The following is a 15,593-nucleotide window of genomic DNA, read 5'->3' as shown; positions in this document are numbered from 1 at the left end:
CATGACCTCCGAGACCACCTCGTCCGCCGACCGCCGCCGCTGGCTGGCGCTAGCCATCGTGATGACCGCGTCCTTCATGGACCTGGTCGACGTCACGATCGTCAACATCGCGATACCCAGCATGCGCCAGGACTTCGGCGCATCGACCAGCGCGATCCAGTGGATCACCGCCGGCTACGCGCTCGCCTTCGCCGCCGGCCTGATCACGGGCGGCCGTCTCGGTGACATCTACGGCCGCAAGCGCCTCTTCCTCGTCGGCGTCGCCGGCTTCACCGCCGCCTCGCTGCTCTGCGGCGTCGCCGCCGACCCCTCCATGCTCGTCGCCTCCCGCCTCCTCCAGGGCGGCATGGCGGCCATGATGGTCCCGCAGGTCCTGGCGATCATCCACGTCACCTTCCCGCCGCACGAGCGCGGCAAGGTCTTCGGCATGTTCGGCGCGATCGTCGGCCTCGGCGCGGTCTCGGGACCGATGCTCGGCGCGCTGCTCACCGAGTGGAACCTCTTCGGCCTCGAATGGCGCACGATCTTCCTGATCAACCTGCCCGTCGGCATCGCGGCCGTGATCCTGGGCCGCAAGTTCATCTCGGAGTCCAAGGCCCCCAAGGCCCTGCGCCTGGACCTGGTCGGCGTCGTCCTCGCCACCCTCGCGCTGGTCATGCTGATCTTCCCGCTCACCCAGGGGCGGGAGAACGACTGGCCGCTGTGGGGCTTCGTCTGCATGATCGCGTCGCCGCTCGTCTTCGCCGCCTTCATCGCGTACGAGAAGTACAAGATCAAGAAGGATGGCTCCCCGCTCGTCGAGCTCTCCCTCTTCAAGATCAAGAGCTTTGCCGGCGGCATCACGGTCCAACTGACCTTCGGCCTGGCCACCGGCATCTTCTTCCTGGTCTGGACGCTCTACATGCAGATGGGCCTCGGCTGGTCCCCCCTGCGCGCCGGTAGCACCGGCATCCCCTTCTCCATCGCCGTCTCCGTCGCCGCCGGCCTCTCCGTCGAGAAGCTCGTCCCGCGCTTCGGCCGCAAGGTGCTCCAGGCCGGCGCGTTGGCCATGGCCGCGGGCCTGCTCCTCTACATCTGGGAGTCCGAGCGCTACGGCATGCACATCGCCTCCTGGCAGATGGCCGCCCCGCTGATCGTCATGGGCATCGGCATGGGCCTGATCGTGGCCCCGCTGAACGACACGATCCTGTCCCAGGTGCCGCGCGAGCACGCCGGCTCGGCCTCCGGCCTGATCAACACCACCGGCCAGATGGGCAACGCGCTCGGGCTCGCCCTGACCTCCGTCGTCTTCTTCGGATCGATCGACGACGACCGGGTCCTCGGCGCACCGTACGTCGACGCCTTCCGCGGCGCGCTGTGGTGGGTCGTGGCCGTGCTCGTCGCGATCTTCGCGGTGATGTTCGTGCTGCCGCGCAAGCAGATCCCCATGGAGGAGCGCGAGGGCGGCGAGCAGGGCGCCCAGGCCGCCCCGGAGGCGGAGGCGGTCCCGGCCGGCTGACCGGCTCCCGCTCCCCCTGACGGGCATGTCCGCTTCTGTTGGCGGACATGCCCGTTTGCTTTGGTTTCATGGCATACCGGCTCATGGTGGGGCATAATTTCCATAGTCGGACACCCGGACATCCCCAACGGACACGAACCCACATGTACGCACCCGAGCGCCGGCAGGAGATCCTCCGCCTCGCCCGCGAGGCGGGGCGCATCGACGTCCTCTCCCTCGCCGAGCGCTTCCAGGTCACCGCCGAGACCGTGCGCCGCGACCTCACGTCCCTGGACCGGGCCGGCCTGGTCCGCCGCGTGCACGGCGGGGCCATCCCGGCCGGCCGCCTCGACATCGAACCGGACCTCACCGAGCACGACGCCACCCGCGCCGACGAGAAGGACCGCATCGCCGCCGCGGGCCTCGCCGAACTCCCCGAAGGCGGCAGCATCGTCCTCGACGCGGGCAGCACCGTCGCCCGCCTCGCCGCCGCACTGCCCGTCGACACCGTGCTCACCGTCGTCACCCACGCGCTGCCCGTCGCCGCCCGGCTCGCCGACCACGCCGGCATCGACCTCCACCTCGTCGGCGGCCGCGTCCGCCACCGCACCCGCGCCGCCGTCGACGCATGGGCCCTGCGCGCCTACGCCGAGATTCGCGCCGACGTAGCCTTCCTCGCCGCCAACGGCTTCACGGCGCACGGCCTGACCACCCCCGACCTCGCGGAGGCCGCCGTCAAGCGGGCCGCGATGGCAGCCGCCCGCCGGGTCGTACTGCTCGCCGACTCCTCGAAGGCGGGCCGGGAGCACTTCGCGTGCTTCGGCTCCTTCGCGGACGTGGACGTCCTCATCACCGACCAGGGGCTCGCCCCCGCACAACAGGCGGCCATCGAGGCCGCCGGTACGGAAGTCGTGCTCGTATGATCCTCACCGTCACCCCGAACCCCTCCCTCGACCGGACGTACGAGGTCCCCTCGTTGGACCGCGGTGCGGTGCTGCGCGCCACCGGCGACCGCGTCGACCCCGGGGGTAAGGGGGTCAACGTCTCCCGCGCGGTGGCCGCGGCGGGAGCGCTCACGACGGCGGTCCTCCCGCTCGGCGGCTACCCGGGTGCACTGATCGCCGAACTGCTGGGCGCACAGGGCGTGGACGTCACCGCGGTGACCATCGTCGGGCAGACCCGCTCCAACATTTCGATCGTCGAACCGGACGGCACCCTCACCAAGATCAACGCGCCCGGCCCCGAACTCACCGCGGAGGAGTCCGCCCTCCTGCTGGAGACCGTCCGCACCGCCGCGGGCGGCCCCTCCTGGATCGCGGCCTGCGGCAGCCTCCCGCGGGGCCTGCCGCCCGAGTGGTACGCCGACCTGGTCGCCCGCGCCCGCGGAGCCGGCGCCCGGGTCGCACTCGACACCTCGGGACCGGCGCTGACCGCCGCACTGCCGGCCGGCCCGGACCTGGTCAAGCCCAACGCCTCCGAGCTCGCCCAGGCGGTCGGCCGCCCACTGACCACCCTGGGCGAGGCCGTCCGCGCGGCGCAGGAGCTCCGCTCCCGGGGCGCGGGCGCGGTGCTGGCCTCGCTCGGCGCGGACGGCCAGCTCCTGGTGAGCGCCGAGGGCACCTTCCACGGCACGGCCCCCGTGACCGCCGTCCGCAGCGACGTCGGCGCGGGCGACGCCTCCCTGGCCGGCTTCCTCATCGCGGGCGGAACGGGACCCAAGGCCCTCGCCTCGGCCCTGGCCCACGGCGCGGCCGCGGTCCAGCTCCCCGGCAGCGCGATGCCGACGCCCGCGGACCTGCGCCCCGAGACGGTCCGCATCACCGAGAACCCGCCCCCGGACCAGCCCCTGTCCACCCGCGCCCTCTACTAGGACCCGCCTTCCGGGTCGGTAGGGGGTCGGTCCTGGTCGGGCCGGGTCAGTCCTGGTCAGGCCTCAGCGCACCTGCGCGCGCAGTTCCATCGCCCCGCGGGCAGCCGGCTCGCTCTCGTACACCTCGCACATGTGCCGCCCGTCCGGCGTCGCCGTGTGCTCGACCTCCCACAGGCTGAGCTCGCTCCCGTCCAGCAGCACGAACGAGTGCTCGTACAGGCTGAATCCGGCGCCCCGCCCGTCCGCCATGCAGTGCCGCGTGCCGAACGCCTGGGTGATCTGGTGCGCGTACGCCGACTTCAGCAGCAGCGCCGTCCGTTCCCCGGGCCGGTCCGGGTTCTCCGCGCGCCGCAGCACCCGGCGGGCGTGGTCGGCGGAGTCCTCCACTGCGTACTCCCGGTGCCGCTGCGCCGGCGGGACAGCCGCGAACAGTGCGCTCAGCGCCGCAGCATCGTCGTCCGACTCCTCCTCGGCGGCGGCAAACACCGGATCCAGCGCCGGGTCGAACGCAGCCTCGGCCGGGGTGTCGCCGAACAGCCGGGCCACGGCCAGGCAGGTCTCCGCCTTGTTCACGAAGACCTCGTGCCGGATCGTCCGGTCGCCCTCCAACCGGTACACCAGTTCCCACAAGGACGCCGAACCGCCGTCGGACAGCAGGTACGTGTGCCGGTGGGTCTCCCGCCACGGTCCCGCCGCCGGGCTGTGGTGGGTGGTGTACAGGGAAGAGCTGTGGGCGAGCGCGGTGCCGAGGCGCTCGACCAACCGGTCCGGCAGGTCGAAGGAGTTGAGGGCGCGGCCCAGGAGTCGATCGAGGTGCGCCTCGGTTGTCTCGTACGGATCGCTCAAGGTGGGTCTCCAGGCCGTCGCAGCTAGTGACTTCGCGGAAGCTCAACGTAGCCCCTGGGCCTGACATCACGTCCGGGGTTCGGTAAAACGTCCGGGAAGCATCCGGGGTTCCCGCCACCCCTTCAGGTCAACTTGCGCAGGGATGTGCATGGTTCGCCCGGGTCTGTGCCGGAGCGCGGGAACATGGGCCGTATGGCAACGAAAACAGTGGACCTTCCCCGCCAGCAGGGGCGGCCCGGAAGTGAACACGAGGACGAACCGGTCGCCACCCCAAGGACGTTGGCCTGGTTGCTGGCGTTCACCGGCGCCGCCGGAGTGCTCGCCTCCTGGGTGATCACCCTCGACAAGTTCCTCCTGCTGGAGGACCCGGACTTCAAGCCCGCCTGCAGCCTGAACCCGGTGGTCTCCTGCGGCAGCGTCATGAAGAGCGACCAGGCGGCGGCCTTCGGCTTCCCCAACCCCCTGCTCGGGCTGGTCGCGTTCGGAGTCGTCGTGTGCGTCGGCGCGGGCCTGCTCGCCGGCGCGCGCTACCGCGGCTGGTTCTGGCTGGGACTGAACGCCGGCACGGCCTTCGGGGTCGGCTTCTGCACCTGGCTGATGGTCCAGTCGCTGTACGAGATCAACGCGCTCTGCCTGTGGTGCTGCCTGACCTGGGTGGCCACGCTGCTGATGTTCTGGGCGGTCACCGCCCACAACGTCCGTACGGGTGCGCTGCCCGTGCCCCGGCCGGTGCGGGGCTTCTGCACCGAGTTCGGCTGGGCCCCGCCGGCCCTGCACATCGGCGTGATCGGGATGCTGATCCTCACCCGGTGGTGGGACTTCTGGACCGGGTGACGGCCCGGCGCGCAAGAGGGCCCCGGCAGCTGGAGGCTGCCGGGGCCCTCTTGCGCCGCTCCACGGGCGGGGCGGGCCCGGACCGCAGAAGGAGAGGAGCGGGGATCAGCTGCCGATGGAGCCGTTGCCCGACAGGACCGGGATGTTGTCCAGGATGTGCGAGAGCGGCTCGTCGCCCTTGGCCTGGGTGGAGTTCTCGGTGCACTGCTGGTTCATCGGGTTGGACAGGACGTTGATGTCCTGGACGCCGATGTTGAGCGCGGCGAGGATCGACTGCGCGTTGACCTTGACCGGCAGACCGATGCAGGGCTTGTTGAGGGTGCCCTGGACCAGGCCGAGCTGCGGGCTCATGTCGCCCTTGGTCTTCTGGTTGCCGTAGGCCTGCACGGCACCGTTGCCGTTGACCGTGTTGATCCCGTTGTCGTTGCCGATGGCCATGGCCGGGGCCGCAGCGGCAGCGCCCGCGCCGACGGCGGCGGCGGTGACGGCGGCAGCAGTCATGATCTTCTTGAACATCATTGGTCCTTTTGTCGCACGAGTGCCCGCTAGTGGAGCGCCCTGGACAACTGCCCTGTCAGGGGGTTGGTTCCGCTGCTTCACTCAAACGGCCCGTTCGGGGCGGGGTTTTCCCCGCCCCGGGTGAGCCTTCTGCGGACGCGTGCGCGAAGCCCGTACGCAGCCCGCAGAACCGGCCGGAACGGTTCAAGATCCTGTTGCGCTCCGTAGGGGGTGTCCGCACGGTGAGTAAGGAAGCGGATCGCTCGGGTCCGCCTCTGTGCGACCACCGAAGGAACCCCCATGCACCGCACGAAGCCGTCCCGCATCCGCGTCCTCGTCCCGTCGGCCCTCGCCGTCGTCATACTCTCCGGCGCGGCCGCCCCGGCGGGCGCCGCGGACGGCGGCACGGAGGCCGCCGCCAGAAAACGAGTGGCCGCCGCCCAGCAGCAGATCGACCGTCGCGTCGCGGCGGCCGGTCCGCTCGACGACCTCCTCGCGGGGATCGGCGCGACCCTGGACGGACTCACCCAGTACCTCCAGACCCTGCTGCCCGGGGTGACGCTCCCGCCGATCAAGCTGCCGAGCCTGCCGAGCCTGCCGGAGATCCCGACGCTGCCGATCGAGATCCCGTCGATCCCGGGGCTCCCGTCGATCCCGTCCGTCCCGGAGGTCCCCGCGATTCCGGAGATCCCCGCGATTCCCGAGATTCCGGTCTCCAAGCCCGCGGCGCCCGTCGCCAAGCCGGCTGCACCGGCGGCACCGGCTCCGGCCAACCCGGTGCTCACACCGGTGGAGATCGTGCCGTAGGGTCCCGGCCTCCCGCAGCGGGCGGGCGGTAGGGAGGAAGGCGCTCGGAAATCGCGCGTGGTTACGACTATTGAGCTGAACAGGTCTGATTGCGCGCGGAGCCGTGTCGTCTGGGACGCTGGACCGTTTCGCTCGGTGTGAGCCCCGCGTCGGGGCAGAACACATCGAACAGAAGGTGCACTTCCCATGAACTCTGCCAAGAAGGCCGCCCTGGTCCTGGCCACCGCCGGTCTCGCTGCGGCCGGTGCCGCCGGCTCCGCCATGGCCGACTCGTCGGCCGAGGGCGCGGCCGTGGGCTCCCCCGGTGTCCTCTCGGGCAACCAGGTCCAGGTCCCGGTTCACGTTCCGGTCAACGTCTGCGGCAACACCGTCGACGTGGTCGGCCTGCTGAACCCCACGTTCGGCAACGTCTGCCTCAACAACTGACGTCAGTCGGAACACCTGACTGTGGGCGCCACCGGCCTCGCCGGTGGCGCCCACAGTTTTGCCGCGTGCCCGCCGGGGGCGGGTGCCTCGACCGGCTCAGTGGGCCCCGCCGTTGAGCTTCACGCCGCCGAGGAGCGGAGAGGCCTGCGTGACCCCGTTCGCCGCGCCGAGCACCTTGCCCGGCGCATTGTTGCGGAAGTCGTTGACGCGCTGCGCGGTGTCGAAGACCTTGGTGACGGCCTCGCCCTGCTCGGCCACCCCGTTGCTCAGGGTCTGCGGGAGCGACTCGGTGACCGGGGCGAGCGAGTTGACGGCCTCGGTGGCGCCACCCGTCAGGCTCATGGTGGGCATCGCGGCCGGCGCTTCGGCGGCGAAGGCGGGAGCGGCGCCGCCGAGCGCGGCAACGGATCCGGCGATGACCGCGGCTACCTTCGTGAGCTTCATTATCGAAATCCTCTTCTTTCGTGAACAGGGGGCAGTGGCGACCGTCGAGTCGCTTTCGCCCTGCGTAACGATTCCCGGCCGCTCCGGAAACGCGTACGGCAACGGCCGGAGAACCCGTCGGGGATTCTCCGGCCGATATTTCTTCTGATTACCGTGATTGCCGGTCAGGAGATGCGGGAACGCCGGTACAGAATGGCGCCGCCCAGGACCAGCGCCGAGGCGAGGGCCGCCGCGGCGCCGGGGTTGCCCGCACCGGTCTCGGCGAGCGCCGGCGCCGACACCTGCGCGGGGGCGGGAGCAGGAGCCGGCGCGGGGACGGGCGCGGCCGGCGTCACGGGGACGGGCGCCGGTGCCGGTGCCAGGTGGACGGGCATGTCACCGGCGGGGGCGGCCGGCGGCTGGTCGGCGGGACGGACGACCTCCGGCGCGGGAGCGGGAGCCGGGTGTTCCACGAACTGGCTGCCGTGCGGCGGCGCGGGGACGGGCGCCTCCTCGACCGGGGCGGGAAGCGGTACGGGCGCTTCCTGGACCGGGGCCGGAAGGGTCACCGGGTGTGCGGGGACCGCGGGCGGCGCGGGCGCGTGCGCCGCGGGCCCCTCGTGGACCGGGGGCTTCGGCGCGGGCCTGGGCGCCGGCCGCGGGGCCGGGTGCTCGGCCTGCGGCTTCGGCTTGGCGTGGGGCCGGGGCTGTGGGCGCTGGGGCGCCGGGGGAGCGTGGTGGGCCGCCGGTGCCGGAGCCGGGAGGGCGTGCGGGTGGTCGTCGCACTCCTTCTCGTCCGAGCCTCCGTATCCGCCCGGCCCGCCCTGGCTCCGGTCGGCCTCCTTCCCCGGTCCGCCGTAGCCGCCCTCGTCCGGGGACTCCTCGTACCGGGGTGCCGCGTGCCGCGGCGCGTGGCGGCGGGCCTCCTCCTGCCGGGGCTCCTCGTGGCGCTGTTGCGGCAGCGCGTGCCGGCCGCCCGGCTGCTCTTCGAGGTAGCGCTCGAAGGCCTGGGCGTGCTCGGGGCTGAGGTAGCGCTCGTAGCCGCGGTCGGCTCGGTGCGCGTCCGAACCGGTCGTGGTGGCACAGGTGTTTCCGAACGAGGGGTTGAGCGCCGCCCCGCCGTCCACGCTGTTGCCGCACACGTTCGGCGAGAAGGTGATCGGTACCGAGACGCTGTTGCCGGACAGCACACCCGGGGAATGCGAGGCCTCGGCCGTCGCCCCCTGGTGCGCGTAGGCCGCGCCGGTTGCGATCGACAGCAGGCTTGTGGCGGCCGCCGCCGTGAGCACTCCCTTGCCCAGTACCTGTCGGCTGAGTACCTGTCGCATGGGTCCTTCCCTGTCTACCGGCTCTCCCGCCGGTGCTGAATCGAAGGTGGCCCCGGAGTGCACCGCCGTGCACTCCGGGGCCACCCCGAGGAGGTTCGCCCTCGCGGGCGCAGGCGCTTCGTCAGGCGTTGATGCAGTGGTTGCCGAACGTGGGGCTCAGAAGGCCGACCACGTCGACGGTGTTGCCGCAGACGTTGACCGGAACGTGAACCGGGACCTGGACCAGGTTGCCCGAGAGGACACCGGGGGAGCCCACGGCCGCGCCCTCGGCCGACGAGTCGGCCATGGCGGGGGAGGCGGCACCGGCGGCCATCAGAACGCCGGCGGCCAGCACCACTGCCTTCTTGTACGTCATTTGTATTTGATCCTTCCCGCAGAGGCTTGTCCGCTGCAGAAATGACAACGAGTGGGTCAGGGAAAGGAAACCGAAGATTTTCGGGGGTGGCTCCGAAATTTACCTGACGTGCCCCACCGGAAATTCGGGGAGGATTTGCGGGATATTCGCGGTGCCGACAAGCGGCGAGGCCGCCGCGACCCGGAGGGGTGCGACGGCCTCGCAGACGCGGGGTGCGGTCAGCTGCCCGCGGAGACGTTGCCCGACAGGACCGGGATGTTGTCCAGGATGTGCGAGAGCGGCTCGTCGCCCTTGGCCTGGGTGGAGTTCTCGGTGCACTGCTGGTTCATCGGGTTGGACAGGACCGGGATGTCCTGGATGCCGACGTTGACGAGCGCGAGGATCGACTGGGCGTTGACCTTGGCCGGCAGGGCGATGCAGGGCTTGTTGAACGAGCCCTGGATGAGCGCCATCTGGGGGCTCATGTTGCCGTACGTGGCCTGGTTGCCGTAGATCTGCGAGGCGCCGTTGCCGTTGACGGTGTTGATGCCGTTGTCGTTGCCGATCGCCATCGCCTGCGGGGCCATGGCTGCACCGATGCCCACGACCGAGGCGGCAGCAGCCGCGGTGGCCATCATCTTCTTGATCATTTTCGTCCCTTTTTTCAGGATTGCCCGGTAGTGGAGCACTCGGATCAACGGGCGCGCCCCGGTTCGGGTTGCGTGCCTTCACCCGGATGCCGTCGTTTCGGGCAGCGCGGTTGACGGGTGGACCGACGGCCGGGGGTCGAGGGCCGGCGTCGACGGTCAGGCGTCGACGGTCAGGCGTCGACGGTCAGGCGTTGATGCAGTGGTTGCCGAACGCGGGGTTCAGCAGGCCGACCACGTCGACGGTGTTGCCGCAGACGTTGACCGGCACGTGAACCGGGACCTGGACCAGGTTGCCGCTCACTGCGCCGGGGGATCCCGCCGCGATGCCCTCGGCGCCGCTGTCCGCGGAGGCGAGGCCCGCGCCGCCCATCAGCACCGCAGCGCCCGCGACCGCCAGGGTGGTGCCGCGCATCAGCCTCTTCTTCATCTCCGATTTTCCTTTCGGTTCGAACAATGGTGCACGGCATAACGACTCGCCCCCTGTGAGGGTGCGTGTTATCGCCCAAAAGGCCGTACGTGCGAGTCCGGCGTGATTTCCAGCCTGATTTCTGACAACGTTCACTACTGTTTTGTCCGCTTGATCGAAAATGGAGACGGGGTCATGGGTTCGTCCCGCAGAATCCTCGGCGCGCTCGGTCTACTGTCCTGCCTCGCGCTTTCGGCGAACGTCCCTGCTGCGGACGCCGCTGCCCCGCCGGGTCCCGCGGCTCCCGCCGCTCCCGCCGTGCGGGAAATGGCCAAGGTTCCGTTCACGCAGCGTTACCAGTCCGTCCAGCGCGGCGGTCTGGTCCGCGCCTCCAACTCCTCCATCGGCTGCCGTCGGGAGGAGGCGCCGGACGTCGAGCCCTGCGCCGACGTCAAGCGCGGCGCGGCCGGGGTCAACAGCGACTTCGACATGTTCTACAGCGAGGTCGACAAGGATCCGGACACCTACAACTCCACCCGGGCCGAGCTCAAGGTCCCGCAGGGCGCGAAGGTCTCGTACGCCCGCCTGTACTGGGGCGGGAACCTGCGGGTGGGCGAGCAGAAGCCGCCGGAGGACAACGGCCGGGTGCTGGTCGCCGAGCCGGGCGGGGCGTACAAGGAGGTCCTCGCCGACACGGTGATCGGCCACCGCTCGGACGCGGGCAGTGATGCCTACCAGGCCTCGGCCGATGTGACCCCGCTGGTCCGCAAGGGCGGCGCGGGCATGTGGACGGTCTCCCAGCTGAACATCGCCATGGGCAACTCCGAGGTGGGGGCCTGGGGCGGCTGGACGCTGGTCGTGGCCTACGAGCACCCGCAGGAGCCGGTGCGCCGGATCTCCCTGTGGGACGGCTTCGAGGGGCTCGACGCGGGTGCGGGCGAGGCGGCCGGTGAAACGGTCGAGATCGCCGGGCTGGACGCGGCCGCAGGGTCCGCGGGCAAGGCCGGGGTCGTCGCGTACGACGGGGACCGCGGCACCCTCGGGGACTCGCTCACGGTGACCTCCGACCGTGGTCGCCGGGTCAATGTCAGCGATGCAGAAAATCCTTTTAATGATGTTATGAATTCCACCATCACGGAATTCGGACATCCTTCGTTCGTGCGACAGCCCGAACACGTGAACAATCTCGGATATGACGCGGACGTGTTCGACCTGAGTCCCGCCCTGTCCGGTGGCGCCCACAGCCTGAGCTTCAGGTTCACGGGCGAAAGCCAGGGTCAATTCCTCGGCGTGCTCTTCGTTCAGACAGACGCGCGCCGCTGAACGTAGGAGACCGCTCCGCGTGCCGACACAACCTCCCCCTGCGCAGTCCTCCCCAGCGCAGCCTCCGATCCCCCGCCCCCTGTCCGTCCTGCACCTGGTCCAGCCCGTCGACGGCGGTGTCGCCCGCGTCGTCGTCGACCTCGTCCGCGCCCAGACCGCCGCCGGTCTGCGCACCGCTGTCGGCTGCCCGCGCGGCGGACAGCTCGCCGACGCCGCCCGCGCGGCCGGCGCCGAGGTGCTCACCTGGCGGGCCGGCCGGGCCCCCGGACCCGACCTGCCCGCCGAAGTGCTCGGCGCCCGTCGGGTGATCGGCCTGGTCCGGCCCGACGTCCTGCACGTCCACAGCGCCAAGGCCGGACTGGCCGGGCGGCTCGCCGTGCGCGGGGCCGTGCCCACCGTCTTCCAGCCGCACGCCTGGTCCTTCGACGCCGTCGGCGGAGCCACCGCCGCGCTCGCGCTGCGCTGGGAGCGGTTCGGTGCCCGTTGGGCCGACCGGGTGCTCTGCGTCAGCGAGGCCGAACGCCGAGCCGGCGAGGCCGAGGGGATCACGGCCCACTGGTCGGTGATCCGCAACGGAGTGGACCTCGACCACTTCCGCCCCGGCGGCCCCGACCGCGACACCGACCGGGCCCGGGCGCGTACCGAACTTCCCTTGCCCGCCGCCTTCCTGGGCGACGGGCCGCTCGCCGTCTGCGTGGGCCGGCTCTGCCAGCAGAAGGGCCAGGACATCCTGCTCCGGGCCTGGCGGGAGGTGCTCGGCAACATCCCCGAAGCCCGTCTCGCGCTCGTCGGCGACGGCCCCGACACCGAGCGGCTGCGCCGCAGCGCCCCGCCCGGAGTGCTCTTCGCAGGGGCCGCCCCCGACATCCGACCGTGGCTTCGGGCCGCCGATCTCGTTGTACTGCCGTCGCGGTGGGAAGGCATGGCGCTCGCCCCGCTCGAAGCCATGGCCTGCGGCCGACCGGTCCTGGTCTCCGACGTCAGCGGTGCCAGGGAGAGCCTGCCGCCCGGCCAGGGACGGCTCTGCCTGGTACCGCCGGAGGACCCGACGGCCCTGGCCAAGGCCCTGGGACGGCTGCTCGCCGAACCGCGGCTGCTCGCCGAACTCGGGGAGCAGGCCCAGCAGCACGCCCGGACCGACTTCGACGTACGGCGGACCACGGACGCCGTCACCGGTCTGTACCACGAACTGCTGGGCAGGCCCCGGCCCTTGAACCAGGAGCGCATCAGCCGATGACGATGGACAGCGCACCCGCCCGGCACACCGGGCAGGGCGGCACGGGGCCTGCCGGCGGCACCGCCGGCACCGCAGCCGTCCGACGGTCCGTGACCGCCATCCACCCCCCACGCAGGCCCAGGGCCGACCCGGCCGGGCCCCTGGTGCGGCCGCAGCGGGTCCGGCGCCGCGACGGGGTCGTCCCGCTGCTGACCGCCGATGCGCTGGCCGCCGTACTCGCGACCGCGGTCGTCGCCCGGCCCGGGGCGGCGGTGCCGCCCGAGGCGGCCGCCCCGATCGCCGTGCTGGCCGCCGCGCTGCACGCCCAGGCCGGGCTGTACCGGCCGCGGCTCGCGCCCTCCGCGCTGCTCGAACTGCCCGCGCTGGCCGGGCGGGCCGCCGTCCTGTGGTGCGGAGCCGCCGCCGTCGTCGCCGCCGCGGCACCCGGCCGGGCCCTGGGCTGGTCCGCCCTGCTGACCGCCGTCTGTCTGCAGATCGTCCTCACGTGCACGGGGCGCGGGTTGGCCAACCGGCTCCGCCGCCGCTCCGCCCGCCTCCGGCCCGCCTCCGCCCTGGTCGTCGGCCCCGGTGCCGGGGCGAGCGCGGTCGCCGCCGCCCTGCACGGGCGTCCCGAGTACGGGCTGCGCCCCGTCGGGCTCGCCGAAACCGGCTCGGTGGAGGAGGACGGCGGCAGCGTGCCGGTGCTCGCCACGCACGAGGACGTCCGGCGCGCGGTCATCCAGAACTCGGTCCGGCACGCGGTGTTCACCCGCCCGCCGGAGGCCGACGAGCGCACCGCCTCCCTGGTCCGGCTCTTCCACGACCACGGCTGCCGGCTCTGGCTCGCCGACCCGGCCGGCACCGCCAAGGTGACCGGCATGCGGGTGGCCCAGCCCGCCGACCAGCTGTGGGGGTACGCCGTACAGCCGCTGCTGCCGCGCCCGTCCCGGCCGGTGGAGCGCTGGGTGAAGCGGGCCGTCGACGGGGCGCTGGCCGCGATCGCGCTGATCGCCGCCGCGCCCGTGATGGGGCTGTGCGCACTGGTCGTACGGCTCTCCGACGGCCCCGGGGTGATCTTCCGGCAGGAGCGGGTCGGCCTGTACGGGCGCCCCTTCACGCTGCTGAAGTTCCGTACCCTGCGCGCCGACGAGCACGAGTCCGCCACCCGGTGGACCGTCGCGGGCGACCACGGGATGAGCCCCGTCGGCTCCTTCCTGCGCAAGTCCTCGCTAGACGAGCTCCCGCAGCTGTGGAACGTCGTCCGGGGTGACATGAGCCTGGTCGGACCGCGCCCGGAACGGCCCTTCTTCGTAGCCAAGTTCGCCGCGGTGCACCCCGGCTACGAGGCCCGCCACCGGATGCCCGTCGGCATCACCGGGCTCGCCCAGATCAACGGGCTGCGCGGTGACACCTCCATCGAGGACCGGGCCCGCTTCGACAACCACTACATCGACACATGGTCGCTGTGGCAGGACCTGTGGATCCTCGCCCGCACCGCGGCCTCCTTCTTCCGCTTCCGGCTGGGGGGCAGCTGATGAGCCTCGCCGTACCCCTGGGCGGGGCCCGGCCCGACGTGACGGGGCTGCTGCGGCGCCACTGGCCGCTGCTGCCGCTCGCGGCGACCGTCCTGCTGCTGCTCGCCCCGATCGCGGCGGGCGACGCGAGCACCTCCGGCAAGGTAGGCCCGGCCGACGCCGCTTCACTGCTGCTGGTGCTGGTGTGCGCGGTGCAGGCGCTGCGCGGCCGGGTGAGGGAGCTGAGCCCGCTGGGCGTGCTGGTGCTCGGCGTGCCCGCCGTGGGCCTGGCCGTCGCCACCGCGACCGCCGGGGACCCGTACGCGGCGCTGCCCGGCTTCGTGCGCTACCTCCAGGTGTTCGTGCTGGTCCCGGCGGCGATCGTGCTGCTGGTGCGCGACGCCGGGGACTTCCGGCTGGCCGCCGGGTGCTTCGTGGTGCTGGCGCTGGTGCAGGGCGCGGTGGGGGTCGTGCAGTACGCGACCCACACCGGGGCCTCGTACCAGGGCGAGGACATCCGGGCCGTCGGCACCTTCGGGCCCGGCGACGTGATGGGCATGGCCACGGTCGTCGCGTACGGGCTGGTCGCGGCGACCGCGGTGGCGCTGGCTCCGGGACTGCCGGGCCGGGTGCGGCGGATGGCGGGCGGCGCGGCCCTGGTGCTGGTCGTGCCGCTGGTGCTGTCGTTCAGCCGGGGCGCGTGGATCGCCACGGTCGGCACGGCGGTGCTCGTGATGATGCTGGCCGGCATCCGGCGCGCGCTCAAGTTGCTCCTCGCGCTGGCCGCGGCCGCAATGGTGCTGGTGGGCGGGCTCGGCGTCGGCTCCGAGATGGTCGCGGAGCGGCTGACCTCGATCACCCAGGTCTCCAGCGCCCCCGACCAGTCGGTGACGGACCGCTACACGATGTGGGCCGCCGCCGAGTCGATGTGGCGCGAGCGTCCGGCGGTCGGCGTGGGCCTCAAGGGCTTCCCGGCCAACCGCGACGGGCACTCCTCGCTGGGGCTGTCCTCCGGCAGCGACACCGCCGGCGCGGGGCAGGCGTACATCCGCCAGCCGCTGCTCTCCCCGCACAACATGTACCTGCTGGTGCTCAGCGAGCAGGGCCTGATCGGGCTGACCGCGCTCGCGGGGGGCTGGGCGGCGCTGCTCGTCGCGGGTCTGCGGCGGTGCGTCACCGGCGGCTCCGCGCTCCGCGACTGCGGGCTGATCGCGATCGGGCTGTTCGTCTGGCAGCTCACCGACTTCCTGTACGCGGACATCGGCGGGCCGTCCACCGTCCTGACCGGGGTGATCATCGGCCTGGCGGCCTGGTGGGCGCTGCCCGAGCCTTCCGGTCGGGACGAGGTTCCCGGCGGCCCCGGCCGGCCGGGGGCAGGCACGACTCTCGGCGCGGGACGCGGTCCGGGCGACGCTGCTGCCGCGGGCGGGCGCACCGGCCTCGTGGCCGCGCTGCGCGCCGTTCCGGGTGCGGACGGCCGGTGACCGATACGACGCCCTGGCGGCCCGCTTCCGGCCCCCCGGCCGGGGCGGGCCCCGCCCGCGTCCCGGGCACGCCGGCCCCGGCGTCCCCCGTAGCCCCGCACGGCTCCGCCGGCTCCCGGCCCCCGTCCGGGACGGGCGCCCCGGTCCCGTCCGGGAC

The 15,593-nt window shown here is 72.5% G+C and carries 17 protein-coding genes; 10 read left to right on the top strand and 7 right to left on the bottom strand.

Annotation, left to right across the window (positions count from 1 at the left end; translation table 11 throughout):
* Position 1: 1 nt before the first annotated feature.
* The 3 genes from OG974_RS18840 to pfkB all read left to right on the top strand — a co-directional run bounded on the left by OG974_RS18840 (position 2) and on the right by pfkB (position 3,347).
* Entirely contained in the window at positions 2–1,498 is a 1,497-nt protein-coding gene (locus OG974_RS18840) for an MFS transporter (protein WP_327283861.1), read from the top strand.
* A 143-nt stretch (positions 1,499–1,641) separates the two neighbouring features.
* The gene (locus tag OG974_RS18835) at positions 1,642–2,400 is read left to right on the top strand and encodes a DeoR/GlpR family DNA-binding transcription regulator (protein ID WP_371643819.1); all 759 of its coding nucleotides are present in this window, start codon (positions 1,642–1,644) and stop codon (positions 2,398–2,400) included.
* The gene (gene pfkB / locus OG974_RS18830) at positions 2,397–3,347 is read left to right on the top strand and encodes a 1-phosphofructokinase (protein ID WP_327283859.1); all 951 of its coding nucleotides are present in this window, start codon (positions 2,397–2,399) and stop codon (positions 3,345–3,347) included. The genes OG974_RS18835 and pfkB overlap by 4 nt, the downstream gene beginning before the upstream one ends.
* Positions 3,348–3,410: 63 nt before the next feature.
* On the opposite strand, the gene OG974_RS18825 is transcribed toward pfkB, so the two are convergent.
* Positions 3,411–4,193 (bottom strand): DUF6227 family protein, encoded by a 783-nt coding sequence (locus OG974_RS18825; RefSeq protein ID WP_327283858.1) that lies wholly within the window; start codon positions 4,191–4,193, stop codon positions 3,411–3,413.
* A 192-nt stretch (positions 4,194–4,385) separates the two neighbouring features.
* Between OG974_RS18825 and OG974_RS18820 the strand changes: the two genes are divergently transcribed.
* Complete coding sequence (locus OG974_RS18820) at positions 4,386–5,027, top strand: vitamin K epoxide reductase family protein (RefSeq protein WP_371643817.1); 642 nt, start codon at positions 4,386–4,388, stop codon at positions 5,025–5,027.
* Positions 5,028–5,132: 105 nt separating this feature from the next.
* Here the strand turns inward: OG974_RS18820 and OG974_RS18815 are convergent, their stop codons facing one another.
* The gene (locus OG974_RS18815) at positions 5,133–5,543 is read right to left on the bottom strand and encodes a rodlin (protein WP_327285683.1); all 411 of its coding nucleotides are present in this window, start codon (positions 5,541–5,543) and stop codon (positions 5,133–5,135) included.
* Positions 5,544–5,825: 282 nt separating this feature from the next.
* On the opposite strand from OG974_RS18815, the gene OG974_RS18810 reads away from it, so the two are divergent.
* Positions 5,826–6,332: a hypothetical protein gene (locus OG974_RS18810; protein WP_371643815.1), complete on the top strand. Its 507-nt coding sequence runs from the start codon at positions 5,826–5,828 to the stop codon at positions 6,330–6,332.
* Positions 6,333–6,518: 186 nt separating this feature from the next.
* Complete coding sequence (locus OG974_RS18805; protein ID WP_327283855.1) at positions 6,519–6,758, top strand: chaplin; 240 nt, start codon at positions 6,519–6,521, stop codon at positions 6,756–6,758.
* Positions 6,759–6,854: 96 nt separating this feature from the next.
* Here OG974_RS18805 and OG974_RS18800 read toward each other — a convergent pair whose 3' ends face one another.
* The 5 genes from OG974_RS18800 to OG974_RS18780 form a co-directional block, all read right to left on the bottom strand.
* On the bottom strand, positions 6,855–7,202 hold the full coding sequence (locus OG974_RS18800) for a hypothetical protein (protein ID WP_327283854.1): 348 nt from the start codon (positions 7,200–7,202) through the stop codon (positions 6,855–6,857).
* A gap of 164 nt (positions 7,203–7,366) precedes the next feature.
* Positions 7,367–8,509 (bottom strand): chaplin, encoded by a 1,143-nt coding sequence (locus tag OG974_RS18795; protein ID WP_327283853.1) that lies wholly within the window; start codon positions 8,507–8,509, stop codon positions 7,367–7,369.
* 121 nt (positions 8,510–8,630) lie between these two features.
* Positions 8,631–8,864 (bottom strand): chaplin, encoded by a 234-nt coding sequence (locus tag OG974_RS18790; protein WP_327283852.1) that lies wholly within the window; start codon positions 8,862–8,864, stop codon positions 8,631–8,633.
* A 218-nt stretch (positions 8,865–9,082) separates the two neighbouring features.
* Positions 9,083–9,493: a rodlin gene (locus OG974_RS18785; RefSeq protein WP_327283851.1), complete on the bottom strand. Its 411-nt coding sequence runs from the start codon at positions 9,491–9,493 to the stop codon at positions 9,083–9,085.
* 184 nt (positions 9,494–9,677) lie between these two features.
* Positions 9,678–9,920 (bottom strand): chaplin, encoded by a 243-nt coding sequence (locus OG974_RS18780; RefSeq protein WP_327283850.1) that lies wholly within the window; start codon positions 9,918–9,920, stop codon positions 9,678–9,680.
* Between the two features lie 174 nt (positions 9,921–10,094).
* On the opposite strand from OG974_RS18780, the gene OG974_RS18775 reads away from it, so the two are divergent.
* The 4 genes from OG974_RS18775 to OG974_RS18760 are packed head-to-tail and all read left to right on the top strand — an operon-like array spanning position 10,095 to position 15,436.
* Entirely contained in the window at positions 10,095–11,222 is a 1,128-nt protein-coding gene (locus OG974_RS18775; protein WP_327283849.1) for a DUF3344 domain-containing protein, read from the top strand.
* A gap of 19 nt (positions 11,223–11,241) precedes the next feature.
* Positions 11,242–12,459: a glycosyltransferase family 4 protein gene (locus tag OG974_RS18770; protein ID WP_327283848.1), complete on the top strand. Its 1,218-nt coding sequence runs from the start codon at positions 11,242–11,244 to the stop codon at positions 12,457–12,459.
* Complete coding sequence (locus OG974_RS18765; RefSeq protein ID WP_371643811.1) at positions 12,456–13,973, top strand: exopolysaccharide biosynthesis polyprenyl glycosylphosphotransferase; 1,518 nt, start codon at positions 12,456–12,458, stop codon at positions 13,971–13,973. The genes OG974_RS18770 and OG974_RS18765 overlap by 4 nt, the downstream gene beginning before the upstream one ends.
* Positions 13,973–15,436, top strand: a complete 1,464-nt coding sequence (locus OG974_RS18760) for an O-antigen ligase family protein (protein ID WP_328763021.1) — start codon at positions 13,973–13,975, stop codon at positions 15,434–15,436. Before OG974_RS18765 ends, OG974_RS18760 begins: the two co-directional genes overlap by 1 nt.
* The last annotated feature ends 157 nt before the right edge of the window (positions 15,437–15,593 follow it).

The organism is Streptomyces sp. NBC_00597, from assembly GCF_041431095.1.
Lineage (GTDB): Bacteria > Actinomycetota > Actinomycetes > Streptomycetales > Streptomycetaceae > Streptomyces.
Note: the sequence above shows the minus strand (reverse complement) of the source record. Positions and strands in the feature narration are given on the sequence as shown.